At 39.0% G+C, this 26,767-nt stretch carries 24 protein-coding genes and 1 pseudogene; 13 read left to right on the top strand and 12 right to left on the bottom strand.

The window, feature by feature from the left end; genetic code table 11:
• Window positions 1-11 precede the first annotated feature (11 nt).
• Both ACE1B6_RS15435 and ACE1B6_RS15430 read right to left on the bottom strand, forming a co-directional pair.
• Window positions 12-347, bottom strand: a complete 336-nt coding sequence (locus ACE1B6_RS15435) for a type IIL restriction-modification enzyme MmeI (RefSeq protein WP_413258136.1) — start codon at window positions 345-347, stop codon at window positions 12-14.
• Between the two features lie 349 nt (window positions 348-696).
• On the bottom strand, window positions 697-1,302 hold the full coding sequence (locus ACE1B6_RS15430) for a hypothetical protein (protein ID WP_413258135.1): 606 nt from the start codon (window positions 1,300-1,302) through the stop codon (window positions 697-699).
• Between the two features lie 89 nt (window positions 1,303-1,391).
• Here ACE1B6_RS15430 and ACE1B6_RS15425 point away from each other — a divergent pair, with 89 nt between their 5' ends.
• From ACE1B6_RS15425 to ACE1B6_RS15415, 3 genes are read left to right on the top strand one after another with little or no spacing between them, the layout of a single operon-like run.
• Window positions 1,392-3,374, top strand: a complete 1,983-nt coding sequence (locus ACE1B6_RS15425; protein ID WP_413258134.1) for a protein kinase domain-containing protein — start codon at window positions 1,392-1,394, stop codon at window positions 3,372-3,374.
• Between the two features lie 24 nt (window positions 3,375-3,398).
• Window positions 3,399-3,746, top strand: coding sequence for a type II toxin-antitoxin system RelE/ParE family toxin (locus ACE1B6_RS15420; protein WP_413258133.1), 348 nt, complete (start codon window positions 3,399-3,401; stop codon window positions 3,744-3,746).
• Complete coding sequence (locus ACE1B6_RS15415; protein WP_413258132.1) at window positions 3,718-4,044, top strand: helix-turn-helix domain-containing transcriptional regulator; 327 nt, start codon at window positions 3,718-3,720, stop codon at window positions 4,042-4,044. The genes ACE1B6_RS15420 and ACE1B6_RS15415 overlap by 29 nt, the downstream gene beginning before the upstream one ends.
• 115 nt (window positions 4,045-4,159) lie before the next feature.
• On the opposite strand, the gene dprA is transcribed toward ACE1B6_RS15415, so the two are convergent.
• The 4 genes from dprA to ACE1B6_RS15395 all read right to left on the bottom strand — a co-directional run bounded on the left by dprA (window position 4,160) and on the right by ACE1B6_RS15395 (window position 8,101).
• A complete protein-coding gene (gene dprA / locus ACE1B6_RS15410; RefSeq protein ID WP_413258131.1) occupies window positions 4,160-5,314 on the bottom strand; it encodes a DNA-processing protein DprA in 1,155 nt (384 codons plus the stop codon).
• A gap of 84 nt (window positions 5,315-5,398) precedes the next feature.
• Window positions 5,399-6,061, bottom strand: a complete 663-nt coding sequence (locus ACE1B6_RS15405) for a DUF2301 domain-containing membrane protein (protein WP_413258130.1) — start codon at window positions 6,059-6,061, stop codon at window positions 5,399-5,401.
• 55 nt (window positions 6,062-6,116) lie between these two features.
• Entirely contained in the window at window positions 6,117-6,896 is a 780-nt protein-coding gene (locus ACE1B6_RS15400; protein ID WP_413258129.1) for an SAM hydrolase/SAM-dependent halogenase family protein, read from the bottom strand.
• Between the two features lie 86 nt (window positions 6,897-6,982).
• Entirely contained in the window at window positions 6,983-8,101 is a 1,119-nt protein-coding gene (locus tag ACE1B6_RS15395; protein ID WP_413258128.1) for a patatin-like phospholipase family protein, read from the bottom strand.
• 348 nt (window positions 8,102-8,449) lie between these two features.
• On the opposite strand from ACE1B6_RS15395, the gene pirA reads away from it, so the two are divergent.
• The 4 genes from pirA to hetL all read left to right on the top strand — a co-directional run bounded on the left by pirA (window position 8,450) and on the right by hetL (window position 11,898).
• The gene (pirA, locus tag ACE1B6_RS15390; protein WP_413258127.1) at window positions 8,450-8,599 is read left to right on the top strand and encodes an arginine synthesis PII-interacting regulator PirA; all 150 of its coding nucleotides are present in this window, start codon (window positions 8,450-8,452) and stop codon (window positions 8,597-8,599) included.
• A 200-nt stretch (window positions 8,600-8,799) separates the two neighbouring features.
• Window positions 8,800-10,206 carry an aromatic ring-hydroxylating dioxygenase subunit alpha gene (locus ACE1B6_RS15385; RefSeq protein WP_413258126.1) on the top strand — a complete coding sequence of 469 codons (1,407 nt, stop codon included), beginning with the start codon at window positions 8,800-8,802 and terminating at the stop codon, window positions 10,204-10,206.
• 89 nt (window positions 10,207-10,295) lie between these two features.
• Complete coding sequence (locus ACE1B6_RS15380; protein ID WP_413258125.1) at window positions 10,296-11,150, top strand: alpha/beta fold hydrolase; 855 nt, start codon at window positions 10,296-10,298, stop codon at window positions 11,148-11,150.
• Window positions 11,151-11,169: 19 nt separating this feature from the next.
• On the top strand, window positions 11,170-11,898 hold the full coding sequence (hetL, locus tag ACE1B6_RS15375; protein ID WP_459563039.1) for a heterocyst differentiation pentapeptide repeat protein HetL: 729 nt from the start codon (window positions 11,170-11,172) through the stop codon (window positions 11,896-11,898).
• Window positions 11,899-12,025: 127 nt separating this feature from the next.
• Here hetL and ACE1B6_RS15370 read toward each other — a convergent pair whose 3' ends face one another.
• Entirely contained in the window at window positions 12,026-12,406 is a 381-nt protein-coding gene (locus ACE1B6_RS15370) for a hypothetical protein (RefSeq protein ID WP_413258123.1), read from the bottom strand.
• A gap of 199 nt (window positions 12,407-12,605) precedes the next feature.
• Between ACE1B6_RS15370 and hemN the strand changes: the two genes are divergently transcribed.
• Both hemN and hemJ read left to right on the top strand, forming a co-directional pair.
• Window positions 12,606-13,991: an oxygen-independent coproporphyrinogen III oxidase gene (hemN, locus tag ACE1B6_RS15365; RefSeq protein WP_413258122.1), complete on the top strand. Its 1,386-nt coding sequence runs from the start codon at window positions 12,606-12,608 to the stop codon at window positions 13,989-13,991.
• Window positions 13,992-14,217: 226 nt separating this feature from the next.
• Window positions 14,218-14,790: a protoporphyrinogen oxidase HemJ gene (gene hemJ / locus ACE1B6_RS15360; protein ID WP_413258121.1), complete on the top strand. Its 573-nt coding sequence runs from the start codon at window positions 14,218-14,220 to the stop codon at window positions 14,788-14,790.
• Between the two features lie 152 nt (window positions 14,791-14,942).
• Here hemJ and ACE1B6_RS15355 read toward each other — a convergent pair whose 3' ends face one another.
• Genes ACE1B6_RS15355 through ACE1B6_RS15345 form a run of 3 tightly spaced genes read right to left on the bottom strand, consistent with a single transcriptional unit; the run spans window position 14,943 to window position 18,262 of the window.
• Window positions 14,943-15,650, bottom strand: a complete 708-nt coding sequence (locus ACE1B6_RS15355; protein ID WP_413258120.1) for a DevA family ABC transporter ATP-binding protein — start codon at window positions 15,648-15,650, stop codon at window positions 14,943-14,945.
• A gap of 15 nt (window positions 15,651-15,665) precedes the next feature.
• Complete coding sequence (devC, locus tag ACE1B6_RS15350; protein ID WP_413258119.1) at window positions 15,666-16,841, bottom strand: ABC transporter permease DevC; 1,176 nt, start codon at window positions 16,839-16,841, stop codon at window positions 15,666-15,668.
• The gene (locus tag ACE1B6_RS15345; RefSeq protein ID WP_413258118.1) at window positions 16,838-18,262 is read right to left on the bottom strand and encodes an HlyD family efflux transporter periplasmic adaptor subunit; all 1,425 of its coding nucleotides are present in this window, start codon (window positions 18,260-18,262) and stop codon (window positions 16,838-16,840) included. The genes devC and ACE1B6_RS15345 overlap by 4 nt, the downstream gene beginning before the upstream one ends.
• Window positions 18,263-18,419: 157 nt before the next feature.
• Here ACE1B6_RS15345 and ACE1B6_RS15340 point away from each other — a divergent pair, with 157 nt between their 5' ends.
• The 4 genes from ACE1B6_RS15340 (at window position 18,420) to ACE1B6_RS15325 (ending at window position 25,221) form a co-directional block, all read left to right on the top strand.
• The gene (locus ACE1B6_RS15340; protein WP_459563038.1) at window positions 18,420-19,040 is read left to right on the top strand and encodes a TetR/AcrR family transcriptional regulator; all 621 of its coding nucleotides are present in this window, start codon (window positions 18,420-18,422) and stop codon (window positions 19,038-19,040) included.
• Between the two features lie 310 nt (window positions 19,041-19,350).
• Entirely contained in the window at window positions 19,351-19,926 is a 576-nt protein-coding gene (locus ACE1B6_RS15335; RefSeq protein WP_413258116.1) for a tetratricopeptide repeat protein, read from the top strand.
• 145 nt (window positions 19,927-20,071) lie between these two features.
• Window positions 20,072-22,579 (top strand): two-partner secretion domain-containing protein, encoded by a 2,508-nt coding sequence (locus ACE1B6_RS15330; RefSeq protein WP_413258115.1) that lies wholly within the window; start codon window positions 20,072-20,074, stop codon window positions 22,577-22,579.
• 218 nt (window positions 22,580-22,797) lie between these two features.
• Window positions 22,798-25,221: a CHAT domain-containing protein gene (locus ACE1B6_RS15325; RefSeq protein ID WP_413258114.1), complete on the top strand. Its 2,424-nt coding sequence runs from the start codon at window positions 22,798-22,800 to the stop codon at window positions 25,219-25,221.
• Between the two features lie 84 nt (window positions 25,222-25,305).
• Here ACE1B6_RS15325 and psbA read toward each other — a convergent pair whose 3' ends face one another.
• Together psbA and ACE1B6_RS15315 are read right to left on the bottom strand one after the other, a co-directional pair.
• Complete coding sequence (psbA, locus tag ACE1B6_RS15320; RefSeq protein ID WP_413258113.1) at window positions 25,306-26,388, bottom strand: photosystem II q(b) protein; 1,083 nt, start codon at window positions 26,386-26,388, stop codon at window positions 25,306-25,308.
• A 199-nt stretch (window positions 26,389-26,587) separates the two neighbouring features.
• Window positions 26,588-26,767 (bottom strand): annotated as a pseudogene (locus tag ACE1B6_RS15315) (RNA-guided endonuclease TnpB family protein); the annotation flags it as partial.

Below are 26,767 nucleotides of genomic sequence, written 5' to 3'. Positions count from 1 at the left end.
AACGAGTTGATCTAATTGAGGATGAAGTTTGGCGAGTTGGCTAGCAGGTTCAGCAAAAAATTGTCAGAAGCTACAACTTTAGCTTGCTGATAATGTTTTTCTAATTTTTCCCCTCGTTTTTTCATCTCTAACAATAACCGAGGTCGCCACAACAAATCAGCAAACTTTGTAGTTTTCCCTTTCGCTTTTACCCGATATTCTAATTCGGCTCCTGCTTCCTTGTAACCTGCGTGATTCAATGCTTGAAAAAGGCGATCGCAAAATACTTGAGCCTCCCCTTTTTCATCTCCCCGCAAATTCCCAGCATAATCAACAAAGCCTTGAATATTCTTCAGTATATCAGCCATTTGGATAAAAATTAGTGCGATCGGTCTAATTTTTAATTATCTGATATCTTTTTATCTAAAAACCAAATTTATACTTAAATTTATCTAAAACTTTACCTAAAAAAAGAAAGGAAAAAAGGAAAATTGAAAACTCAAAACTCTCTCCTTTCCTTCTACACAAATCTTACACCAGTCCCAATTAAGTAGCTGCAAATAAATAAAGTAATAATAGTTATCTAAGGATGGGGTGGGCAGGATGCCCGCCTTGGTTTTCACTTTATTTACATCTACCTACTTAGTAAGGTGCGTCAGAAACTCAAACCCTGATGCTGTCGATCAGATTTATCGTCTGACGCACCCTACAACTAAATCAATTTATCGAAGTTGGTTTTGGAGTCGCCGCAGGTTCCACCACCGGAGTCGCCGCAGGTGTCCGAGTCGGTTTAGCCGCAGGTTGACTTTCCGTAGCCGCAGGTTTCTCAGTTGGCGTATTAGTCTGCGCCTGTTGTTGATAGAAACCCACCACCTTTTGCACGTAAGCCGCAGTCGCACCACTGGTACAAGCGTTGTCTTTACCAGTCATCCACCAACAAGCAGCACCACGTACAGCAGCAGTTTCATTACCAGTCGCACCATACAACCTGTTTAACTCCCGTCGAGCAATACAGGCTACAGTTTCCCTAGCAGCTTTAGCATCAGACTCAAATTCAGCCGGAGTCAGTTGCCTTCCCAAACAGCGTTTAGTCCAGTCAGGAATAATACCCGGTAAAACTTGCCAATCACTGTACATCCCATCATTTGCGCGGTTGGGAGGCGCAGCCTTTCGCAAAGCCTCCACCATCGCGTTTACCTGAGCATCAGAAACTTGTCTTGCAGGTCTTTGTTGAGCCATTGCTGAAGCATTTCCCAACCAAATACCAGCTAAGATGCTTGTAACTAGTAGATTTGTGCCCTTATTGATTAACTTGGTACTCATAGCAGATACTCAGTAATCACTCCAAAATTTCTCCGACTGTCCTGAAAGAAGAATTACCATTAACAGAGGAGGGTGCTTCTGTCAAAAGTATGATTTGTTGTCTTAATCCAGATTGCCTAAATCCTGAAAACCCTGATGGGACTGAGCTTTGCCAAAGTTGTGGGGCATCACTTGCGCCCCTGCGTAACCGTTACCGTGTAATTAAGCTACTCGGTGCCGGAGGATTTGGCAGAACTTTTCTTGCTGAAGACATAGATAAACTTGATGAACGCTGTGTTGTCAAGCAGTTTTTACCCCAAGCTCAGGGTAGCTGGGCAATTCAAAAAGCTACCGAACTGTTTCAACAAGAAGCAAGGCGACTACAACTATTAGGAGAACATACCCAAATTCCCACGTTATTCGCCTATTTTGAAGAAGATAAACGTTTATATTTAGTGCAACAATTTATCGAGGGAGATAACTTGTTGGAGGAGTTGGGTAAAGAAGGTGCTTTTAGCGACAAAAAAATTCGCGAACTGTTAATTGATATATTACCAGTTCTGCAATTCATCCATCAACAAAAAGTAATTCATCGCGATATTAAACCCGATAATATAATTCGTCGTTGTAGCGATCGCAAATTAGTCTTAATTGACTTTGGCGTAGCCAAACATTTAACGGCAACTGCCATGAGTCAACCCGGAACTCATATCGGAACTCTCGGTTATGCGCCCGTCGAACAAATGCAAGATGGCACAGCATATCCAGTCAGTGATTTATATAGTTTAGGTGTCACTTGTTTTCGGCTATTAACTCAAACTAGTCCCCATAATTTGTTTGTTAATAGCGGTTACGAATGGACAAAAAAATGGCAGCAATATTTACCAAGACCCATCAACGATCAATTAGGCTATGTTCTAGATAAACTGTTGCAAAAAGATATGCAACACCGTTATCAATCAGCAAATGAAGTTTGGCAAGACTTGCATTCTGACACCTTACCAACAACAATCAACTCAAATGTTACTCCCCTTACTCATTCACCACAAACAATTAATCAAAATGCTACCCAAATAACTCAGCCACCAGAATCGATGGTAGTTACCTCCGTTTCTCAACCTAGAAATAAACTCAAAAATAAAGTATTAATCGGTGGTTTAGCAACTGTTCTCTTGCTATTAGGAGGAGGTTATTGGTATTGGCAAAATTCTACTAATCCCCGCACTTTACCAGGTCATTCCGACGAAGTAAACACTGTAGCCGTTAGTCCTGATGGCAAAACAATTGCTAGCGGTGGTGATGATAAAACTGTGAAGTTGTGGCAACTCAATAGCGGTAAAGAAATTCGCACCCTCAATGGTCATTCTGATTGGGTTTATTCAGTGGCTATTAGTCCAGATGGAAAAAGTTTAGTTAGTGGAAGTAAGGATAACACTGTTAGAGTTTGGAATCTGGAAACCGGGAACGAGTTACTTAATTTAAAAGGTCATAAACGTTTCGTTAATTCTGTGGCATTTAGTACCGATAACCAACATATTGCTAGCAGTAGTTATGACACCACTATCAAAATTTGGAATCGGAAAACCGGACAGCTAATTCGCACTTTAACCGGGCATTCTGCTCCAATACTTTCTGTTGCTTTTAGCCCTAATAATCGCACTATTGTTAGCGGTAGTGTGGATAAAACCGTGAAAGTTTGGGATTGGCAAACAGGTAAGGAATTACGCAGTTTAAATGGTCATTCTGGTGATGTTAATTCTATTGCTTTGAGTCCTGATGGTCAACTAGTGGCTAGCGGTAGTGATGATAAAAGCATTAAAGTGTGGGATGTGAATACAGGACGTGAATTACGCAATTTTACCGGAGGACATACAGCTGATATTAATTCGGTTGCTTTTGGCCCAAATGGTAAAATTTTAGCTACTGGAAGTGATGACAAAACTATCAGATTATGGAATTTGACGACGGGAGAGAAATTGGCTAATCTTCAGGGACATACCGCCCCGGTTTATGCTATTACTTTCAGTCCTAATGGTAAATTGTTAGTTAGCGGTAGTGAGGATAAAACTATTAAAATTTGGCAAGTTCCATAAAATTTTAGGATTTTAAATAAATTTATGGAAGCACAATCTAGAGATGTTCAGCGTTATATTACAGTAGATGGAAGAATTCCTTTTGCTGAGTGGATTGATTCACTGCGCGATCGCAAAGTTCGAGCTAAAATTAATCAAAGGATAAAGCGTGTTAACCTCGGTAATTTAGGAAATTATCGCTCTGTTGGAGAAGGAGTGTGCGAACTTAAAATTGATTATGACCCTGGTTACAGAGTATATTTTGGGCAAGTAGGTTTAACAATTATTCTTCTACTTTGTGGCGGTGATAAAAGTACTCAAGAACAGGACATCCTTAAGGCAAAAGAATACTGGAGAAACTACCATGAACGAAGCGAAGATTTTAGTAAGTGATAGTTGGCAAGATGCACTAATCGAATCACTAAAAAATCCTGAAGAAGCTGCTGCTTACTTGAGTGCAGCTTTAGAATCAGAAGACAGCGATCCTCAACTAATTAGAGCAGTTATACAAGATGTAATTAATGCCAATATCAGAAAAAATAATCTTTCAGAAGCAGCTACCCAAAATCCTGAAAAGCTTAATAAAATGCTTTCAGAAATTGCAGGCAAAGAAATTTATACTTTAGTCTGTCTATTAAATAGTCTGGGATTCTCTGTTCAAATACAACTAGTAGGGTGCGTCAGAAGCTAAATCCCTGATGTTTTCGCTTAGATTTATGGTCTGACGCACCCTACAACTACAACTAAATACTTTGGGATTCTCTGTTCAAATACAAGTTAAAGAAACTAAGGTCTAAAATTTCTGGCTAACATTTTTGATATCTCATTCCGGGCAATTGAGTTACTAATCCCATTAATTCTAATTGCAACAATGCGCTAGAAACAACACTCGCTGCTAAACTGCTTTGTTGCACAATTAAATCAAAAGATAAAGGTTCTGTAGTTAGAGTTTGAAAAACCTGTTTTAACTCTGGTTCTAAATCAGGAATTGGTGGTTGATTTGCTATTTGCGGTTGATTGATTTGCGGTTGATTAAATAATGGTAAGGATGAAAAATCTGCTTTTTCTGCTACAGGTTTTGCTCCTAACATGGTTAAAAGTTCATCAAATTCAATGGGAATAGCGGTAGCTCCTTTGTTTAATAATTTTAAGCAACCATGAGATTTATAATCGTCTAAACGAGCAGTTAATACATAAACGTCGCGCTTTATTTCATTAGCAACATCCGCGGTAATTAAAGCGCCTGATTTTGTGGGTGCTTCCATTACTAATACTGCTCTACTTAAACCTGCAATGATGCGATTTCGTGGGGGAAAATTAGTGCGATTGGGTTGAGTTCCGGCAGTGTATTCACTTAATACTAAACCGTTTTCTAATATGCGATCGTACAAACTGCGATTACGAGGCGGATAAACTACATCGACTCCAGTTCCTAACACTGCTAAAGTCCTTCCACCTACTTCTAAACAAGCATCATGTGCTTCGGTATCAATGCCATCTGCCATGCCGGAAACTATGGTAAATCCTTGTTTAGCCAAAGCTGCACTAATTTTTCTTGTCCAACGTTTGCCATATTCGGAAAGGGAACGAGTACCGACAAGAGCAACTGTCGGTGTGATACCTTGATTTTCGGAAAGTTGGGGTTTTCCTCGATAATAAAGTACTGATGGTGGGTTAGGGGTTTCTAATAATAAACGGGGATATTCGGGGTCAGCAGGTGTCCAAAAGTTGGGGTTTTTTTCTAAGTGCTGTTTGAGCAGTTTTTCTGGATCAATTTTTGCTCTTTTTTCCACAACTGCCTGCACTGTTTTATTCCCTAATCCCTCCACTTCCTTAAGTTGATTTGGACTGGCTTCCCAAGCTGCTGACAAGGAAATAAAATGCTTTTGCAGTCGTTTGAGCAAAATTGGCCCAACGCCGGAAACTTGCGACCAAGCTAACCAATATACCCGTTCTTCCACTACTTAAAAGAGTTTACTAGCTTCTGATTTGATTATCCCATGTTTTTTGGTGGCAAGAAACCGGGTTTCTGGGGTGTAGTTTCCTCAAGCTTTGACTTTATGCTGCTTTTCCAAGTATTCAAAAACGCTTTTATCTCCGATATCTTGGGGAATTTCTTGCAGGATTTTTCGCCCAGCAAATACGACAAATAAAACTGCCCAAATTGCTAATAAAACTTGTTCGATTTCTAGGGGAATCAAGTTAAGAAGATGTCCGACTAATAATAATGGTACTATTGGTGTCAGAATTTTAGTTTCAAAACGGTTGAAACAAAAGGCTTCTTTGAAATAAATTCCTGTTAAAGCGGCGAAGAGAAATCCGACTCCTAAAATTGTTAATGGATGCTGATAAATGTACAGGGCTAGGGGTTGTTTGCTTTGAATGATTAATACAATGGAAGTTAAAACTCCGATTCCCCAAAAAATTTGTAAGGTGCGATGTAAGGATGCCATGTAAATATGAATTGTATATAAGCTAACTCCCAATGCTATAGAAAAAGTAGCATACAAAAGAGTTACTGCATTGAGGGTTATTGGGTTATCAATTTGGGTGAGAACTAACCAAGTAGCAGCGGCAAAACTTAATGCTGCTATGATTAAGCTGATGCGATAGATGATTACGCCTGTACGATCGCTCTGAGTAATTGTAAACTCCCCAAATTGTCCTTGATATACTTTCGGTTCTGATGAATCTATTACTTGAGTCATATTTCCAACTGCTAAACTTCGGAGAACACCTTTAGTTAATTGTATCTACAATTCATTAATTGAGTAACACTTTAACCGGATCTCCATAATTTAGTTGTAACTTTGACTGAGCATTACCGTTATTAACGGCAATTTCTACCCAGCCATGACTACCAATTAAAGCGATTAAGCTACCTATTGGAATGTCGCTGTAAGTTATTTTACTTGGGATATTCCTGCCAGCAATTTCTACAGTCCAAGTTTTGTTGATTACTAGATTACCGGGGATATTGGTGATTAGGTTGCCGAAGCGATCGATATACTGAATACAACCCTCTACAATCCCCTCTTTCTCTCGACATTCAACAACTGGCAATTTTATCAAACTTTCAGGATTAATTACAATTCCCAACTCCTCTAAATCAACACCACTAGCCAAATGTGCCCCCACAGCTGCAAAAATATCTCTTCCATGAAAAGTTGTGCTAGGTGAATCAGTGCGCCAGTAACGAGAATTAGTTAATTCAACTGCTGCAATTTGACCAATAATACCACTAAATAAACCGTTATCTGGCCCAACTAAAAAACCACCCTCAAATTTTATTGCTACTCCTCTCCTATTACTTCCCACCCCTGGATCAACTACAGCAATATGTACAGTTTCTTGCGAAAAATAAGGAACCGCATTCATTAAACAAAATCTCGCCGCAATCAAATTTTGTGGGGGAATTTCATGAGTTAAATCGATTACTTTTAAAGTTGGGTTAATGTCGGCAATTACGCCTTTCATCACCCCAACATAAACATCACTTAAGCCAAAATCAGTTAAAAGAGTAACAATTTTCTGTTGTTTCATTTGGTTAAAATGCGATCGCAACAATAAAGAGTATGCCTGATAGACATACTCCTAACTTGCCTGATCTTACAAGTTTATTCAACCAACTACAGCATCTGGCATAACTCTTCCAATTTTTGACGTTCTTTATTGATTATATCCACTGCTAATTCTTCCAAGTTACTGATATTTTGCGGCGTTGCATCGTCCATATCGTCATTACCTTTATTCTGATCGAGCATTCCTTGGAAGCGATAGTATTGGTGTTTGGCTAACAGTTGTTCTAGCTGTACGGCTACTGATTCGTTAGTACCATCCATCAAAATATTAATCAGTGGGTTTATCCACTTAACTAATCCCCATTTTTTTGCTTGATCGTAGGCATATTTCCGTGTTAGAGAACCAGTACCAAGAGAAACAACTAATATATCTTCAAGTTCTAATCTATCTTCTTTTTCCACTTCTCCGTCTCTTATTTTTGTGTTAATAATTGCCTCCATAACTGCTAGCGATGTAGGATTATTAGCAAAAACTCCGCCATCAACTAAAGAATAGTGGTCATCTTTGTGATAGCCGTTACTTTCCTTCTCGATTTCTTTACTTAGTGATTCAGAAAACAGCACTTTATGTGGTTCAAAAAAAGTGGGAGCGGCGGAAGTTGCCATTGCTGCTTGCTTCATAGTAAAGCCTTCATATACCTTATGAAAACACCTTCCTTGAATTTTGTGTCTTTTGCTAGTAAAGAAAACAGGCAGCCTGAATGCTGTATCATAGCTAGTAATGAAAACTTCAGTTAGTGCTTCCTTAATAGGAGTATCACCAAAGTACTTATTCAAAACTGTTTCTCGCCCTTCTGAAAGATACTTAGCACTCAGGAGTTCATCAATTTCTGCAAATGGTAAATGCAAAAACTCTAAAACTTCTCTCAAGCGTTGTTCTACGCACTTTTCAATAAATGATTCATTTTTTTTAAATATTGTGTTGCCTTCTTGCTTGTAAAGTTCCACCAAATCCTTAGCGTAATATTTAGCCTGTTTGTTATCTTGTTCTGATGGCATTGTTAAACCTAAAGCGATAATTCCTCCGGTGGAAGTACCAGCAATTAGATCGAACATTTCATGAATTCTTTTGCCTGTGCGATTTTCGATTTCTGCTAAAATCATTGCGGGAATAATTCCCCGAATACCGCCACCATCAATAGACAGTACTTTGTATTTGAAAGTCATATAAATTCCTTTGAAATATCTGTTTACTTACTTTTTACTGAGGCTTATTATAGGGTCAGGGAATTTTTTGGTATACAAATTTTAAGTTGTATAAAGTTTTTTATCTTTATTTTGTCTATCTATAAAAAAATATTTTTGGCTATATTGATGCAAATAACTGGCCTAAAACTCAAATTGCACAGCCTGTTTTGATTGGCATCCTACAGTTGGGTGAAAACTAGGCGGAAAACCAGTTATTTTAATGGAAGTCAAGACATAAATTTCTGTAAATTAAGATACAGTTTGCTGAATTTTAGTTATAATAAGGGTATAGAACATACAGCAGTTAAGTAAAAGAAAGAGTCCAAAATGAACAGAAAACGTGAAGATCTACAAAGAGTCTCTGATGTGCATCGCGCCAATATCCAAAGAAGACTCGAACATCGTCTGGAAGTCGCCAGAGCTAACGGAGACGAAAATTTAGTACGGATGTTAGAAGCAGAAATGCGCCAAATGTAGTCAACTTTAAGAGGGTAGGTTATGCCTACCAAAGATTTCTTTTTCTTAAAGACCCCGTTACCTTCAGTTACAACGGGGTCTTTTGATTTTTGATTTTAGATTAAATTTCGCTGCGGCGCTAAAGCGCAACAACGTACTTTAGCAAAAATTAAAGATAACGGACACAATTAAGAAGGTGGAAATGAGTAGAGACGTAAAGTATGGAGACAACTTCCCCAACACTTGAGAATACAACAGCAGAAATGCTTGCGGGTGGGAACGATCGCGATCGCTTCGACTGGCAAGAAGCTTGGTATCCTGTACATTATCTGGCAGATTTGGATAAGTCGCAACCTACACCATTTACTCTGCTAGGAAGAGATATTGTCATTTGGTGGGATAAAAACGCTTCAAGTTGGAGAGTTTTTGATGATAAATGTCCCCATCGTTTGGCGCGTCTTTCGGAAGGTAGAGTTGCTGAAGATGGTTTATTAGAATGTCCTTATCACGGTTGGGCGTTTGCGGGAAATGGGAATTGCGAACGTATCCCCCAGCAAGTTGCTGATAGTAAAGCGGAGACTTCTAAAAGAGCTTGTGTTGCTTCTTTACCAACAATTGAAAAACAGGGAATGTTGTTTGTTTATCCGGGAAAACCGGAAAATGCGGCATTAACCAAAGTTCCCATTGTCGATGCAATAGAAGAAAATCCTGATGAATGGACTTGTATTAATACTTTTCGGGATTTGCCTTATGATGCTTTGACACTATTAGAAAATGTGTTAGATGCGAGTCATGTTCCTTACACTCATCATCGCACGGTGGGAAATCGCAGTAATGCTAGTCCAGTGGAATTAGAAGTTACTGAGTCTGGGAAAAATGGCTTTAAAGGTGTTTGGCAAGAAGGGCCAAGAAAGGGTACTTTGGGAAGGCAAGATACTACTTTTATTGCGCCGAATTTGATGTGGCATGACTTAACTTCTAAGCAGTTTGGTAGAACTTTAACGGTGGTTTATGCTACTCCAATTCGCAAAGGTGAATGTCGTTTGTTTGCGATTTTTCCTTTTAAGTTTGCCTCGAAATTGCCTGGTTTATTTATTAAGTTGACTCCGCGTTGGTATTCTCATTTAGGACAAAATCGAGTTTTGGAGGATGACCAAATTTTCTTGCATCATCAAGAACGCTATTTGGCAGAAGTGGGAAGTGAGAATTTTACAAAGGCGTTTTATCTGCCAACAAAAGCAGATAGTTTTGTGTTTGAGTTGCGGCAATGGGTGAATCAATATAGTGTAGATCCATTTCCTAATACTAGTTTGCCTCCGGCTTTGTCTCGTGAAGAATTGTTAGATAGATATCACTCTCACACAACTAAATGTAAGAGTTGTCGCACTGCTTTGGCGAACATTCAAAAAGTTAGATTGGGGTTGGGTGTTGGTGTGGCATTTGCTTGGACAATTACACCAATCATCGCTGTTTTACTGAATCAAAAAGCGATTTTACCAACAGCTTTGTTAACTGGATTAAGTCTATGTTTAGGTGCAGTTTGGTTGTATCTTGGTAAGTTAGAAAAACGGTTTTACCAAGGTGAGAATATCCCTCCACGTAATATGGTAGAAAAAGCTAAGAAATAGTTCGTTGTGACGACTTCAGTCGTATACTTTTAAGTAAACCGACTGAAGTCGTTACTACGAACTGGGAAGAAGTTAGGAAAGTGGGAAAAATGGCTGTACGTCAAAGTTTATCAACTTCGGAGATTCAACTTTCTTATTTAGAATGGAATCAAGGAAAGGAACCTGTTTTATTGTTGCATGGGTTAGCGGATCATGCTTTGGTTTGGTCAGTTTTGGGTGATGATTTAGCTGATGAATTTCATGTGGTTGCGCCGGATATGCGGGGACATGGGGAGAGTAGTAAACCGGATAAAGATTATAGTTTTGTGAGTTCGATCGCCGATTTAGAAGCATTAATGGATAAGTTAGGATGGCAAAATGCTCATATTTTAGGTCATTCTTGGACTGGGAAATTAGCGGCGATTTGGGCGAGAAAAAATCCCCGACGTTTTCGCAGTATGATTTTAGTCGATCCGATTTTTATTTGGAAATTTCCCAGCTTAGTTAAGTTAACTTTTCCCTTTTTATATCAAGTTTTGCCTTTTTTAAAAGGGATGGGTCCATTTGCTACTTATGAAACAGCTGTTGCACAGGCAAAATTATTAAATCAATATCAAGGTTGGACTCCTTTACAAGAGCAAATTTTTCGAGAAAGTTTGGTGCAGAAAGCTGATAGAACTTGGGTTAGCAAATTTACAATTGCGGCAAGGGATGGTATTTTCGATGAAGTAATGCTGGAACCTGGGTTTGTGAGTGCGATCGACATTCCCACCTTATTTATCCAACCAGAAAAAGGTGTAAATCGCTTCGATTGGCAATTGCAACCTTACAAAAAGTATCTGAAAAATTTGCAACTTACCCAAGTACCGGGAAATCATTGGGCATTTTTGGTGGAACCAGAAAAGTTTAATCAAACTGTTAGAACATTTTTAATAAAATTATGTCATGATACAAAACGCAGATAAAGATAACAAATTAAGAATTATGGATGTCGATGAACTGCTGAGACGATATGCAGCAGCAGAAAGAAATTTTGCTGAAGTAAATTTAGCCGGAGTTGATTTGCGGGAAGCTAACTTGGTGGATGCTAATCTTCATAGTGCTAACCTCAGCAATAGTGACTTACGCGAAGCTAGATTAGGACACTCAAATCTAGTTCAAGCTAACCTCCGTCAAGCAAATTTAAGTGAAATAATTCTTTGGGGTGCAGATTTAAGTGAAGCCGATCTTTCCTTAGCACAATTACGCGAAGCAGATTTAAGTGGTGCAATATTAATTAGGGCGAACTTAGAACAAGCAAATTTTGCCAAAGCTTATTTGTGTGGTTGTAATTTGAGTAGTGCAAATTTAGCTAAAGCAATTTTGTTTGAAGCTGATTTTCGTCCTACTTCACACCAAATAACTAATTTAAGAGGTGCGAATTTGAGTGATGCAGATTTTAGTTATGCTCACTTAAATGGAGTGCAATTAAATCAAGCAAAATTAGATGGTGCTAAACTTTGTCGGACTAATTTAGCAGTTTGGAAAAAAGAGCAAGTTTATTTAGCAGATCTTAGCGAAGCTAGTTTGCAAGGTGCAGATTTGAGCTATGCTGATTTGACAGGAGCAAATTTACAAAAAGCTAATTTATTAGGTGCAGATTTAACCAGAACTATCTTAACTGATGCTAATTTAACAGGCGCAATTATGCCAGATGGTTCGGTTCATTATTGATGGTTTTCCTGCCATTAGTCATGGTTCAGAAATTAGAAACATCTGAATTTAATAACGATTTATTATCAGGAGATAATTATTTATAGTAAATATTATCTCCTTGTCCTAAACTTAAGAAAAAAGTTAATTATTCACTTTCTTCTACCTCGATGAGTAACTCAATTAAGTCACTTAATTCTCTCATATCTCCAGATGGACGATAACGATCGCGATAAGGTTCATAACGATCGCGATAACGATCGGGATAAAGATCGCGGTAACGATCGCGATAACGATCGATAAACGGATCGTCAGAACCACCCATAATAAAAGTATCTAACCAAGTTAATAATTCAGCTTCTCCTTCATCAATTGTACCGTCATCTCGCCTACAAACTGAGTATACTAAACTCACTAACCTGGGATCTCTATTTGCTATTAAGTGGAAAAGTGCTCTTGGCTCAGAGTCAACTTCTCTACATTCTTTGAATAGCTGTTTTATCTTTTCTTTGTCTTCTGTTGTAAGCATTGTATTCTTCTAGATTAAAGATATTTTCATTATTTTCGATCAGCTTAAATTATGTCAATGTATAAAAAGTGAATATACTTTTCTTGTTTATACAAAATATTAAATTTTATTAATACACATATAGCTAAATGGCAATTTAAGGTTAAATACTAATTCATAGCAGCATCTAAATTATTGTTCAACTGTGGAGACAAGGTAAATGAGATTCTCTTTACAAGATGTAAGTTTTGACTTCGACTTAATTAAAAAATACGGCAATCCCACACCTCGATACACTAGCTATCCACCTGCAACTGAGTTAAGCAAAGATTTTACAGAATTAGATTGTCGTCAAGCGATTGAAGCTTCTAATTTACGCAATACACCTTTATCTTTGTATTTCCATCTACCTTTTTGTCAAAGTCCTTGTTACTTTTGTGGTTGTAACGTAGTAGTTTCTAGTAACAAAAAACTAGCCGAAAAATATTTACAGTATTTATTTAAAGAAATTGAACTTACATCGAGTTTAATTGACTCGCAACGCAAGGTTTTACAATTGCATTGGGGCGGTGGTACACCGAATTATTTATCTTTAGAACAAGTTGAATCACTTTGGAAAAAGATCAACAGTCATTTTAAATTGGATGCAAATGCAGAGGTTTCTATTGAAATTAATCCCAGATACGTAGATAAAAATTATATTTTCTTTTTAAAGTCGCTAGGGTTTAACCGAATTAGTTTTGGCATTCAAGATTTTAATCCCGAAGTGCAAGAAGCAGTGAATCGGGTGCAACCGGAAGAAATGCTTTTTGAAGCGATGGGATGGATTAAAGATGCAGGTTTTGAAAGTGTCAATGTTGACTTAATTTATGGTTTACCTTTCCAAAGTTTGTCTAGTTTTAAGGAAACAATTAAAAAGACAGTCAAGTTAGATCCTGACAGAATTGCAGTATTTAATTTTGCTTATGTTCCCTGGATGAAACCTGTACAGAAAAACATCTCGGAAGCTGCTTTACCAAAACCGCAGGAAAAGCTAGAAATTTGGCAAATGACGATTCAAGAAATTACCAATAATGGTTATGTGTTTATTGGAATGGATCACTTTGCTAAACCTAATGATGAGTTAGCGATCGCCCAACAACAAAAAACCTTAAAACGCAACTTCCAAGGTTATACCACCAAACCAGAAATCGATCTATTTGGGTTTGGCGCAACTTCTATTAGTATGTTGGAAGATACTTTAGCGCAAAATCAAAAAACTTTGAAAGAATATTACCAAGCAATTGATGCTGGTTGTTTACCAGTAAGTCACGGTTTTAAACTTAGTCAAATTGACATCTTGCGTCGGGATGTAATTATGCAAATTATGTCTAACTTTCAGTTAGAGAAGTCAACAATCGAAGCCAAATATAATATTGATTTTGATAGCTATTTTGCGTCCGAATTAGAAGCATTGAAACCTTTAGAAAAAGATGGGTTGCTGGAATTATCTGCTAACCGAATTGAAGTGACATCAATGGGAAGGTTGTTAGTGCGAAATATTGCAATAATTTTTGATACTCACACTAAACCAAGAACCGAAAAGCTGCTTTCTAGGGCAATTTAATCAGAATTTGCTACAGAAGCTTGATCCCCCCTAACCCCCCTTGATCCCCCCTAACCCCCCTTGGTAAGGGGGGAACAAGAATTTGGTTTAAGTCTCCCTTTTCAGGGGGGACAAGACTGCATTTGAAGTCCCCCTTATTAAGGGGGATTTAGGGGGATCTCAGTGCGATCGCAACACCTCCCACAATGCTAAAATGTTGGGTCGAGACTTTTGCAGGAAATGAGTCATGGCATATCTTTGGTTTAAAACATTTCACCTAATCGGAATTGTGGTTTGGTTTGCTGGGTTGTTTTATATAGTGCGTCTGTTTGTTTACCATGCTGAAGCAGAGGAAAAACCGGAACCTGCAAAAACAATTCTCAAGCAACAATATGAAATCATGGAGAAACGCCTCTTCAACATTATTACTACACCAGGAATGGTAGTAACAGCAGCAATGGCGATCGCCATTCTCTTCACAGAACCCGATGTTTTAAAAAGTCCTTGGTTACATTTTAAATTGCTTTTAGTCGCCGTTTTAATCGGTTATCATTTTTACTGCGGTCGAATTATGAAACAATTAGCCGCCGGAACATCAACTTGGAAAAGCGAACAGTTTCGGATATTAAATGAAGTTCCGACTGTATTGTTATTGGCGATCATTTTGTTAGCAGTTTTCAAACAAAGCTTACCAGTAAATTCAGCTGTTGCTAGCCTTGTGGCGTTAACTTTAGTGATTGTGGCGATATATAAAATTTACGCCAAGATTCGCCAACAAAATGAAAGTAAGATGGATTTAGCAACTAAGTCTGAGGTTTGAGATCTTTTTTTAACCACAGATATCCACAGATGAACACAGATGAACACAGATGTAGAAAATAGCTTTTCTTTCTTCTTTCTTCTTCCTTCGCGCTCTTCGCGTCTAAGTGCTACGCACCGCTACGCGAACGCGGTTCAAAAAAAAATCTCTAATTACCCAGCAGTAACTAACTGCAAATTAGCATTAGATAACTGTCCATCTTCCATGTGAACAATGCGATCGGCAATATCCAAAATCCGATTATCATGAGTCACCATTAAGATAGTACAACCCTGTTCCTTAGCCAACTTTTGCATCAAATTCACCACATCTCGACCCGACTTTTTATCTAAAGCAGCAGTTGGTTCATCAGCCAAAACAATCTTCGGATGACTGACTAAAGCCCTAGCAATTGCTACCCGTTGTTTTTGTCCCCCTGATAAATCCTCCGGGTAGTAATTGCTCCGATTTCCCAAACCTACAAATTCCAACATTTCAGCGGATTTCGATCGCATTTCCCCCACCGAATATTCCCGATGTAATTCCAACCCCATTTGTACATTTTGTTGCGCCGTTAAACTCTTATGTAAATTGTGTGCTTGGAAAATATAACCAATGCGACGACGCGCTTCCACTAACTGTTTCCCCGAAGCATTACACAACTCTTTACCTAACAGTTTCAAACTACCATCACTAACAGAACGTAATCCACCAATTAAAGTCAAAAGAGTAGTTTTTCCCGATCCAGAAGGGCCAGTTAGAATGATAACTTCTCCTGCCATAATATCCAAATTAATATCGAAAAGTACCTGTTTTTTCAGTTGACCTTTACCGAAAAAATGATCGAGATTTTTGATTTCAATGACTGGTGATTCTAACATTTTTTCAACTCGCAATTAGAACATATCAGCAGGATCGGCGGCTTGCAATTTCCGAGTAGCAATTACCCCAGAAATAGCACACATAATTATCGTTAAAATTAGCACTTGCAAAGCCCTAGCAATCGTCATATACATAGGTAAATTTGTCGCCACTCTGGTTAAACGATACATTCCTAAAGACACAGCTACCCCCGGAATAAATCCGAGAATTGCTAATATTATCGCTTCTTCAAATACCACGCCTAAAAAGTAAGCATGACTGTATCCCATTGCTTTAAAAGTGGCGTATTCTCCGATATGATCGTTCACATCTGTAGATAAGACTTGATAAACAATAATTACCCCTACCAAAAATCCCATTGTTACGCCTAAACTAAAGACAAAACCAATTGCGGTATTTGTAGACCAATAATTTTTTTCAAATTCAATAAATTCTTCCTTAGTTAACACTTTGACATCACTGGGCAAATAAGCGTTTAAAGATGCCGCAACTTGCTGCGGATCGTAGCCTGGTTTTAACTCAATTAAGCCAATGTTAACGCTAGAAGCTGACCTTCTGGGAAACAACATTAAAAAGTTTTGATCGCTAGTCATTAAACTGCCATCAGCAGCGAAGGAAGCGCCAACTTTATATAATCCACTGATGTTAATTTTGCGTCTTTCTAACTCGGTGTTAACTGTTTCACCTTGGGAAACTTGGGCGATCGTTCCTTGATATGTTCCTCTGGCAGCTTCATCGAATAACATCGTATCTGGCATTTTAATTAGATGTAAATTTTGCTGCAATTCGGGTAAGTCAAAAGCTGGTTTATTAGGGTTGAATCCTAATACTAAAACATTGGTTTCTTTTTGGGTTTCTGGGTTTTTCCAATTCCCCATATTTATATAAAGCGGATCGGCTGATTTAACTCCCTCTACACTCATTGATTGATACAAACGTCGGCGGGGAAATGTAGACATATTAATCAAATTTCGCCCTTGGGGATTGATTAATACTAAGTCTGTATCTAAGTGTTGATGTAATCTGGTATTGCTGTCATACAATGCGGTTTGAAAACCTAATTGCATCATCATTAAAACATCGGCAAAAGCTACTCCTGAAATTGCTACTAATAAACGGCTTTTTTGTTTGGTTAATTGTAGCCAACCTAAAGGAATGCGGCGGCGAATTTGTTGGATAAAACCGATCATAATTGAACCTCCACGTTTACTTGTAAGTTAGTTAGTCCGGCTACTTTTTTACTTGCTGCTTCATCGAGTTTAATTCGCACTTCTACGACTCGGTTATCAATGTTCGCAGATGGATCGGTGTTAACTACATTTTGTTTTTTGACTTGTAAGCCAATTCGTTCAACTGTTCCGGGTAATTCTTTGGTTAGGGAGTCACTTTTTACTAGCACTTTTTGCCCAAGTTTAATTTTGCTAATATCGCTTTCGTAAACTTCGGCAACTGCATACATTCGATCGGTCTCTCCCAATTCCACAATGCCTTCATTACTAATTAGTTCCCCAGCATTTGTGTGAATTTTTAAGATTTGGGCATCACGGGGCGATCGCACATACGCCGTCTCTAAATTTGCCTTCGCCCTTTTCGCTGCTGCTTCGGCTTGACTAACTTCCGCTTTAGCAATTTCTACATCTACTGGGCGAACTTCCGAAATTCTTTCTAAAGTCGCTTTCGCTTCATTGATTTGTTCTTGTTTCCCCGCCGAAATTCTCCTTAGATTAGCTTCGGCTTCATTTAATTGTTGTGCTTTCGCTGAGGTGATTTTGGTTAAGTTAGCTTCCGCTTCTTTTAATTGCTCAAACTTCGATGCTTCTATTCTATTTAAATTAGCTTCCGCTTCTTTGACTCTCGCTTGAGCAGCAGCTAAGGTTAAACTTTTACTATCTTTGGCTGAAGCCGAAATTGCTCCATCTTTATATAACAATTCATAACGTTTATACTCAGTTTGAGCATTGCGAAGTTCCGCTTCTAACCTGGCAATTGTCGCTTTTTGTGCCGCAATTTCGCTCTCTCTTTCAGCATTAATTCTGGCAATTGTTGCTCTTTGTGCGGTAATTTCGCTTTCACGTTCGGCATTAATTCGGGCAATTGTCGCCTTTTGTGCCGCTATTTCATTCTCTCTTTCAGCATTAATTCGGGCAATTGTCGCTTTTTGGGCTTCAACTTCGCCTTTTTTCGCTCCTGCTAGCACTTTCTCTAAGTTAGCCTGTGCTACTTTTACTTGCTCTTGCGCTTGCAGTAAAGATGCAGCTAGGCGATCGCGACTATCCAAAATCGCAATCTCCTGTCCCGCCTTCACTCTATCCCCCTGTTTCACCAACAGTTGCTCAACCCGGCTACCCTCAGCCGACACAGGCGCGGAAACCGTCAAAACTTCCCCTTGCGGTTCCAAACGTCCCAAAGCCGTCACCGTCTTGATTTGGGGAACTACTACCACTGGCGCTTGGGAAGCTTGCGACTCGGAAGACTGCAACCGCCAAATTGTGTAAGCACTAGTCCCACTGACTAACAGAGTGGCTGCTGTCGCCATCACTAACGCATTTTTAGGAAGTAATTTTTCAAGAAAGCTTAATCTAGACTTGGATTCACCCGAATCTACTAGCATTTGAAACCTCTTACGTCATTCGCTTAAGAACTAAACCGTTTAGTTTTGTTACTGCTATACTAAACCGTTTAGTATAATGTAGTCAAGTACCCAGTAAAAAATTTTCGATAATCAAGGTGGGATGATAAGAATGCTAGTAACTACCAGTGGGGAAAGGATGAGTAAAAGAGTCAGTAAAGCCGCAGTAGAAGAAATCAACGATAAGAGAGAGCAGATACTTCAAGGCGCGATGCAAGAGTTTTTAGCGCAAGGCTTCACTGCTACGAGCATGGATCGAGTAGCGAAGACAGCAGGAGTTTCCAAAGCGACTGTTTACAGCCATTTTCAGGACAAAGAAGGGTTATTTGTCACTTTAGTAGAGAGATTAGCGAAGAAAAAGTTTCAGCTAATTATGGGAAGCTTGACTTTATCTGATGAACCAAAAATACTGTTACGAAAATTAGCCAAAGCATTAATCTATCAAATGTCTAACGATCCAGAGTACATGACTTTTGTGCGATTAGTGATAGGAGAATCAGCGAGATTTCCCAGTTTAGCGAAAACTTTTGCTCAAAATATTGCCAAGCCAGGATTAGAAACACTAACTAAATACTTAACCGAGCATCCAGAGCTACAAATTCCCGATCCTGAAGCTACAGCGAGAATATTTTTAGGCTCATTAATTCACTTTACGTTGTCTCAAGAAGTGTTACACGGAAATGAGATTATGCCAATGGAGAGCGATCGCATAATTGATAGCTTAACTCACTTAATTTCTTGTTGTTCCGCCTGTAAATGAATTACCAGTAATACTCTACCCCGACTCTCATTAAATGATTGTTTGAAGAATTATTAATTAGTCTGGCTTTCGCCTTGCGATGTGGGAATTATAGATAATGCCTAAAATCCAGCAGCGCAAAGCTAAAGCTGTTTTCTTCCTGGCTTGGCATAAGTGGAATCAGATGATTTATACTTGGTTGTAGCAATAGTACGACTTCAGCAGAAATTACTGGGAGAAAAACAGCATTTTCTCTGAAAAAATAACAGGAAATCCCTCGATATTCTTGATTTTCTGCTTTATCAATTTTACGCTTTTAGGAGAATACAAAATGGCGCGGATAGCTTATATTCCCTTAATGTTGTCTGTAGCTTTGACAACAGTAGGAATTTCGGTTCATCCTTCAGTTGCTCAATCAACTGTTCAATCGGCATCAAAAACTGAAGTAACCTTGAGTACTGATGAAGCACAAGGAATCATCAAACGTGCGGATAATTTTAGACAAAAGGGAGATTTGAATAAAGCGATCGCCTCCTTAGAAGGAGCAATCAAAGATGGGAATCAAACAGCAGCAATTTATCATAAGTTAGGCGATCTTTATTTAGAAGCAGGACGCGATCTGAGTGAAGTCGCAGCAGCTTATAGCCAAGCCGAAAAACTAGCAAAAGCAGCTAACAATTTGCCAGAACAAGCAGCGGCTCAAGTAGCATTAGCAGATGTGCAATTTAAATTAGGCAAAAAAGAAGAAGCGAATCAATTATTAAACCAAGCCAAGCAGAACTACATAACATTAGGTGATTCAGAAAGCGTCAGTCAAGTTGATGCCAAAATAACTGCGATCGCCAATGATAATAACCAAGGTAATTTTCCTCGCCCTGTACTGCGTAACGGAGGAGAAGGACGCTAATAAAGCTTGGCTAAAATGCCTCTTAAATTGGCTACCAACCTAAAGTGGGAAAAATTTATTCCCTATTCCCTGAAATTCAAAATTAGCTTTTAATTTTTAAGAGGCATTATTAGCGAGTACCTTTAGTTAGTACTGAAGCAAAATAATGAAACACTCAACTTTGAGGTTGATTTCTAAAAGGAGTCAAAAATTTCCCTTAGTAAAAATCAGCTATTTAGTTTTTCTGGGAGCGATCGCAATGCCCGCGGAAAACGCTACAGCACAAATCATCCCAGATGCCACACTTGGTAATGAAAGCTCAATCATCACCCCAAATGTTGATAATAATATCGACCAAATAGAAGGCGGAGCAATTCGTGGAACCACCCTATTTCACAGCTTTCAACAATTCAATATAGAACCAGGACGTAGCGTTTACTTCACCAACCCAACTCAAATTCAAAATATTCTCAGCCGAGTTACAGGTAATAACCCATCTCATGTTTTTGGAACACTCGGAGTTTTGGGGAACGCCAACTTAATTTTGATTAATCCCAATGGAATTTTATTTGGCCCTAATGCCAGATTAAACTTGAGAGGTTCTTTTGTTGCTAGCACTGCCAGCAGCATTCAATTATCTGATGGTAGCTTTTTCAGCGCCACCAACCCCCAAACTGCACCTTTATTAAGCATCAATGTACCAATTGGGCTGCAATTCAATCAGACACCGAGAAGCATTATTAATCAATCGATCGCCACAGACAGCAGCGGAAAAATAGTCGGTTTAGAAGTTCCAGCTAATCAAACCTTAGCCTTAGTTGCAGGGAATATCGAGCTAGAGGGCGGCAGAATCACAGCAGCGGGCGGCAGAGTTGAACTAGGTAGCATTCAACGAGAAAGCTTCGTCAGCCTCAAATTATTACCAAACCTAGCTTTGGGATATGAATCAGTAGAGCATTTTGGCAACATCCAACTGTCACAAGAAGCGAAAATAGATACCAGTGGTACAGCTAGCGGTGAAATTCAGATTTGGGGCGGGCGAGTCACTTTACGCGATGGCGCACAAATAGAAAATAGTACGTTAGGGGAGCAAAATGCCGGAAACTTATCGGTAAATGCTTCCGAATCTTTAGAATTGGTAGGTATGCGATCGCCAATCAACAATAATTTCAGTCAAAATAGTGGTGGCTTGATTGCCGAAGCCCAACAAGAAACCACAGGCAACGGCGGGAATATTACTGTAAATACAAGAAAATTAACCCTACTAGATGGAGCACAGATTTCCGCCACAACTTTAGGCTTTGGTAAAGCAGGTAATGTATCAATTAATGCCTCTGAATCTGTAACTGCAATTGGTGGCGGTTATGAACAAGAAAATTTTTTTCCGAGCGGGATTTTTGCTAGAGCAGGGGATACAAATCAAACAGAAATTAAAGAAACCGGAGCAGGTGGCAGCTTAACAATTCAAACCCAAAAATTAAGTTTACAGCAAGGAGCACAAATATCCGTCTCGACTATAACTAAAGGTCAAGCAGGCGACTTCACAGTAATTGCAAACACAGTTGAATTAGTCGGCGAAACCTTTGATGGTAACAATGGAAGTGGCTTATTTGCCCAAGCTCTCACAGGTGCTCAAGGTAAGGGAGGTAATCTGAATATCCAAACAAGTCAATTATTAGTTAAAGATGGGGGAGAAATTGCTGTTGGTGCTAGAACAAATACTACACAACCGGGCGGATCGCTAACAATTAAGGCAACTGAATCTGTGCAAATTATCGGTATTGGTGCAAATAGCAGCGTACCTAGTAGGTTATTAGGGCGGAGTCAAGGGGCTGGAGGAGCAGGAGATTTGAGAATAGAAACTCCGAAATTAGTAGTCAGAGATCGCGCAGAAATTACTGTTAGTGGAACTGGAACTGGTGCAGCTGGCAATTTAAGTATTTCCGCAAATTTGATTCAACTGAATAATCAAGGCAAACTGACGGCAACCTCTGCCGCTGGCGATCGCGGTAATATTACACTCAACACCTCAAGCTTGCAACTACGTCACCAAAGTCTAATTTCTACTAACGCCAAAGGAACCGCAAGTGGTGGCAATATTGCAATTAATAGCCAAACATTAGCAGCCCTAGAAAATAGCGATATTACAGCTGATGCAGAACAAAGTTTTGGTGGTCGGATACAAATTCAAACACAAGCTATCTTTGGTACTGCATTTCGCCAACAAGAAAGTCCCAAGACTAGCGATATTACTGCTTCTTCAGAACTTGGTGCAGAATTTAGTGGCACAGTAGATATTCAAATTGCCGAAATTAATCCTAGTCAAGGATTAATTCAACTATCTGATAATTTCATCAATAACACCGAATTGATTACTAAGCGTTGTAGTCCAGGGGCAAATAATACTTTTACTATTACAGGTCGTGGTGGTTTGCCACCTAGCCCTAGCGACCCTTTCAGTGGAGATAATGTTTGGCTAGACCTGCGTGACACTTATACTAATCCGAATCAATCAGTGGAAGTAACTCCTCATGTATCTGCCTCTGCACCCGATTCATTAATCGAAGCCCAAGGATGGTTTAAATCTGCCAACGGAGACATAATTTTAACTGCTCGCCAAGTTAATTTAACTAATTCTCATTGGTGGACTTTACCCGATTGTCAGGCGCAATAATTAAAACTTAAAGATTGAATATGTATCAGAAATTTCATCGAACTTATCCCTGGAAAAAACACTTAGGATTGATTTCATTTTTCCTCATTTTCGCTAGCTCGTTACTATTAAGTTTAGTTGTTCCCCATCCTTTATTCGCAACCCATATCTCAGCCTCACCTACTAACACCAAAACACAACTATCAAACCCTGAAATATTATTAAAACAGGGCAAACTCTTGTATCAAGCTGGTCAAATAACTGACGCAATTAAACTTTGGCAACAAGCGAATACCGCTTTTACATCTCAAAAAGATGAAATTGGACAAGCTTCATCATTAAATCTGATTTCTCTAGGTTATCAACAGTTAGGAAAATGGGAAGCCGCAAATACAACAATTCGCCAAAGTTTACAACTTCTGACCAATCATCCCCAACAATCAGCCATTTTCGCCCAAGCTTTGAATATCCAAGGTCAACTACAGTTAGTTCAAGGAAAAGCAGAAGCAGCACTTAATACTTGGAAACAGGCAGAAACTATCTACACCCAGTTAAAAGATGAAACCGGAAAAATAGGTTCTCTTCTGAATCAAGCCCAAGCCTTACAAGCATTAGGATTGTATCAGCAAGAATTGCATATTTTAACCCAATTAAAAGAACTATTAGAAACACAACCTGACTCTTTAGTAAAAGCCGAAACACTAATTGCTTTAGGTAATGCTTGGCAACGAATAGGAGAAATAGAAAAATCTCGTACTGTCTTACAGGAAAGTAGGGAATTATCCCAACGAATTAATGCTCCTGAAATAGCAGCAAAAAGTTTGTTAGCTTTAGGTAATACTGCTCGCACTGCTGAGGATAATCAAGCAGCATTACAATTTTATGTTCAAGCAGCGAATATAAAAACTTCACCTTTCATAAAAGTTCAGGCACAACTAAATCAACTGAGTTTATTGCTTGATGAGTTTCGGATTACTTCTGCCAGCAATTTATATCCGACTATTCAGAATTCTTTAAGTGAACTACCGCTTGGTAGAAATAGCTTGTTTGCAAAGATAAATTTTGCTGAAAGTTTGATGCGTCTAAGAGAAAATACTAGCAAAGGTGCGGCAGATTGGTCAGAAATAGCTAATCTTTTAAAAACTACAATTGAGCAGGCAAAATCTTTGGGAGATCGACGTAGTGAAGCTTATGCTTTAGGAAGATTGGGCAGTTTATATGAGATGAGTGGAAAATTAACAGATGCTCAAGATTTAACGCAACAAGCACTCCTAAAAGCTCAAGCTTTAAATGATACCGATATTGCTTATAAATGGCATTGGCAACTAGGTCGAATTTTTCAAGCTAATGGGAAAATTCCTGACGCGATCGCAGCTTACAATGACACAATTTTAATCCTGAAATCTCTCCGGCGAGATTTAGTCAGCGCCAATACAGAAGTTCAATTTTCTTTTAAAAAGAATGTAGAACCTGTTTATCGAGAATTAATAAATTTACTATTAACACCTACAGCTAACAATCAACCAACACAAGATAACCTAAACGAGGTGTTAGCATTAATGGAATCACTTCAATTAGCCGAACTTGATAACTTTTTTGGTGATACTTGTTCCGAAACAGTTTCTAGTTCGAGTGGAGTATCAATCAGTCAAGTAGATCCCACAGCAGCAATTATTTATCCGATTATTTTGCCCGATCGATTAGAAATTATACTTTCCTTACCGGGAAAACCATTGCGCCACTACTCTACTTCTATCTCCCAGGATAAATTGAGAAGTGTTGTCACTCAACTACGTCGCAGTTTACTCAAGATCACTATAGGAAGTTCTAGAAAAGATGAAATTTTAGCTCTTTCTCAACAGCTGTATAACTGGCTAATTAAACCTACTGAGATGGAACTCGATCGCAGTGAAGCAAAAACCTTAGTTTTTGTATTGGATGGAGTGTTACGGAATGTTCCAATGAGTGTTTTATATGACGGAAAGCAGTATTTATTAGAAAAATATGCGATCGCACTTAGCCCTAGTCAATATTTGCAAGATCGGACATCTTTTAGCAAAGAACATCTCAAAGCATTAACCGCTGGATTATCAGAATCACGTCACGGCTTCCCAGCATTACCCTCTGTAGTTCAGGAATTACAACAAATACAAACTCTGATTTCAACTGAGCAACTTCTGAATCAAGATTTTACCACTGAAGCTATCCAAAAAAAGCTAAAATTAACAGCTTTCCCCATTATTCATCTTGCTACTCACGGCAGTTTTAGCTCAAAAGCCCAAAATACATTTATTCTCACTTGGGATGGTTTTCTCAATATTAAAGACTTAGAACAAATCCTAAAAGATAGACAACGCAGTAAATTTGCCCCCATTCAATTACTCGTTTTTAGTGCTTGCCAAACAGCTGAAGGTGACGATCGTGCTGCCTTGGGAATTGCTGGAATGGCAGTGCGTTCTGGCGCTAGCAGTACCGTAGCATCTTTGTGGTCAGTTAGTGACGAAGCTACAGCTATTTTAATGACCCAGTTCTATCACGAGTTAGCTAATCATGAAAACAAAGCCATAGCACTTCATAATGCTCAACTATCTTTATTACAAAATCCTCAATTTCAACATCCATTTTTCTGGGCTGCCTTTGTCTTAGTAGGCAATTGGCTGTAATCATCAAAAAAACCCCTGACTTTAGCTGCAACACTAAAAGTCAGGGGAACAAATTAAAGAGAAGCTGCTGACAAAAAGAGGACTTTATCCATTAATTGCAGGCGCAGTTAAAGCTACAGGTTGCACATCAACAGAAGCTAAATCTAGAGGGAATTGGTGAGCATTGCGTTCGTGTATTACTTCAATCCCCAAATTAGCTCGGTTAAGAATATCAGCCCAGGTATTAATTCCTCGACCTTCAGCGTCAAGTATTGATTGGTTGAAGTTAAAACCATTCAGGTTAAACGCCATTGTCGAAATACCCAAAGACGCGAACCAAATTCCTACAACGGGCCAAGCTGCGAGGACAAAGTGGAGCCATCGTCCATTATTAAAACTTGCATATTGGAAGAGTACGCGACCCAAGTAACCATGAGCAGCTACGATATTGTAAGTTTCTTTCTCTTGACCGAATTTGTAACCGTAATTAGCAGATTCGTTCTCACTCGTTTCCCGAATCAAACTAGAAGTTACTAAAGAACCGTGCATCGCGGAAAATAACGCGCCACCGAACACACCAATTACACCTAATTGATGGAATGGGTGCATCAAAATATTATGTTCTGCCGAGAAAACAATCATGAAGTTGAAAGTACCAGAAACTCCCAACATCAAACCATCAGAAAAACTGCCTTGTCCGATCGGATAAACCAACAAAACCGCAGTTGCCGCCGCTACAGGCGCAGAGAAAGCTACGGGAATCCAAGGACGCATCCCTAAACGATAGCTTAACTCCCATTCCCGACCCATGTAAGCAAAAATCGCAATTAAAAAGTGCAGGACAATTAATTCGTATGGGCCACCATTGTAGAGCCATTCATCCAGAGAAGCTGCTTCCCACATCGGGTAAAGGTGCAAACCAACAGCCGCCGAAGTTGGCACGATCGTCGCTGTCATTATATTATTGCCGGAAAGCAAAGAACCAGAAACAGGTTCCCGGATGCCATCTAAATCTACTGGAGGTGCAGCAATAAAGGCGAGAATGAAGGCGATCGCAGCTGTTAGCATTGTCGGAATCAACAACACCCCAAACCAACCAATATACAGCCGATTTTCGGTGCTGGTAATCCAGTTGCAAAACCGTTCCCACAGGTTATCACCTGTAGGTCTGACTACAGAACTTGACATGGAATATATCTCCTGAAAGATGAATGCTTTATGTATTTATGAATGTTCACAGCGTTTGCCGTGCTGTATGTAATTTATAACCGTATAGTTATATCGTTGTCAATATATAGAGTATATAAAAATTACTTATAAGAACTAAATCGGCTCGATTAGTGCAGCGTGGCAGAAATGATCGAGCATTGACACTCTCACCGTCAAGCTACGCTGTGACGGGAGATTCTTGCTTCAACGAGTGACTTTGCTTGAGCGTTGTTTCCAAGTCCAAGTAGAGGGTCGTCTCTCCGCAAGCGTTAATTTCGCTATGCCCTAGCGTATTTGATACATAGCCAAGTATTTGCAATGCCTTGATTAGAATGTTAATCGCGGCGTTTTCGTCTCT

Source organism: Floridaenema fluviatile BLCC-F154 (assembly GCF_041929135.1).
GTDB classification, from domain to species: domain Bacteria; phylum Cyanobacteriota; class Cyanobacteriia; order Cyanobacteriales; family Aerosakkonemataceae; genus Floridanema; species Floridanema fluviatile.
Note: the sequence above shows the minus strand (reverse complement) of the source record. Positions and strands in the feature narration are given on the sequence as shown.

Excerpts from the sequence above, each read along its gene's own strand:
- hetL (WP_459563039.1), top strand. The coding sequence starts at position 11,170 with ATGGATGTCGATGAACTGCTGAGACGATATGCAGCAGCAGAAAGAAAT.
- ACE1B6_RS15395 (WP_413258128.1), bottom strand. The coding sequence starts at position 8,101 with ATGACTTTCAAATACAAAGTACTGTCTATTGATGGTGGCGGTATTCGG.
- psbA (WP_413258113.1), bottom strand. The coding sequence starts at position 26,388 with ATGTCAAGTTCTGTAGTCAGACCTACAGGTGATAACCTGTGGGAACGG.
- ACE1B6_RS15415 (WP_413258132.1), top strand. The coding sequence starts at position 3,718 with ATGAACGAAGCGAAGATTTTAGTAAGTGATAGTTGGCAAGATGCACTA.
- ACE1B6_RS15420 (WP_413258133.1), top strand. The coding sequence starts at position 3,399 with ATGGAAGCACAATCTAGAGATGTTCAGCGTTATATTACAGTAGATGGA.
- hemN (WP_413258122.1), top strand. The coding sequence starts at position 12,606 with ATGAGATTCTCTTTACAAGATGTAAGTTTTGACTTCGACTTAATTAAA.
- ACE1B6_RS15430 (WP_413258135.1), bottom strand. The coding sequence starts at position 1,302 with ATGAGTACCAAGTTAATCAATAAGGGCACAAATCTACTAGTTACAAGC.
- hemJ (WP_413258121.1), top strand. The coding sequence starts at position 14,218 with ATGGCATATCTTTGGTTTAAAACATTTCACCTAATCGGAATTGTGGTT.
- ACE1B6_RS15370 (WP_413258123.1), bottom strand. The coding sequence starts at position 12,406 with ATGCTTACAACAGAAGACAAAGAAAAGATAAAACAGCTATTCAAAGAA.
- ACE1B6_RS15435 (WP_413258136.1), bottom strand. The coding sequence starts at position 347 with ATGGCTGATATACTGAAGAATATTCAAGGCTTTGTTGATTATGCTGGG.
- ACE1B6_RS15405 (WP_413258130.1), bottom strand. The coding sequence starts at position 6,061 with ATGACTCAAGTAATAGATTCATCAGAACCGAAAGTATATCAAGGACAA.
- ACE1B6_RS15355 (WP_413258120.1), bottom strand. The coding sequence starts at position 15,650 with ATGTTAGAATCACCAGTCATTGAAATCAAAAATCTCGATCATTTTTTC.
- pirA (WP_413258127.1), top strand. The coding sequence starts at position 8,450 with ATGAACAGAAAACGTGAAGATCTACAAAGAGTCTCTGATGTGCATCGC.
- ACE1B6_RS15340 (WP_459563038.1), top strand. The coding sequence starts at position 18,420 with ATGAGTAAAAGAGTCAGTAAAGCCGCAGTAGAAGAAATCAACGATAAG.
- devC (WP_413258119.1), bottom strand. The coding sequence starts at position 16,841 with ATGATCGGTTTTATCCAACAAATTCGCCGCCGCATTCCTTTAGGTTGG.
- ACE1B6_RS15400 (WP_413258129.1), bottom strand. The coding sequence starts at position 6,896 with ATGAAACAACAGAAAATTGTTACTCTTTTAACTGATTTTGGCTTAAGT.
- ACE1B6_RS15330 (WP_413258115.1), top strand. The coding sequence starts at position 20,072 with ATGAAACACTCAACTTTGAGGTTGATTTCTAAAAGGAGTCAAAAATTT.
- ACE1B6_RS15385 (WP_413258126.1), top strand. The coding sequence starts at position 8,800 with ATGGAGACAACTTCCCCAACACTTGAGAATACAACAGCAGAAATGCTT.
- ACE1B6_RS15380 (WP_413258125.1), top strand. The coding sequence starts at position 10,296 with ATGGCTGTACGTCAAAGTTTATCAACTTCGGAGATTCAACTTTCTTAT.
- ACE1B6_RS15335 (WP_413258116.1), top strand. The coding sequence starts at position 19,351 with ATGGCGCGGATAGCTTATATTCCCTTAATGTTGTCTGTAGCTTTGACA.
- ACE1B6_RS15425 (WP_413258134.1), top strand. The coding sequence starts at position 1,392 with ATGATTTGTTGTCTTAATCCAGATTGCCTAAATCCTGAAAACCCTGAT.
- ACE1B6_RS15345 (WP_413258118.1), bottom strand. The coding sequence starts at position 18,262 with ATGCTAGTAGATTCGGGTGAATCCAAGTCTAGATTAAGCTTTCTTGAA.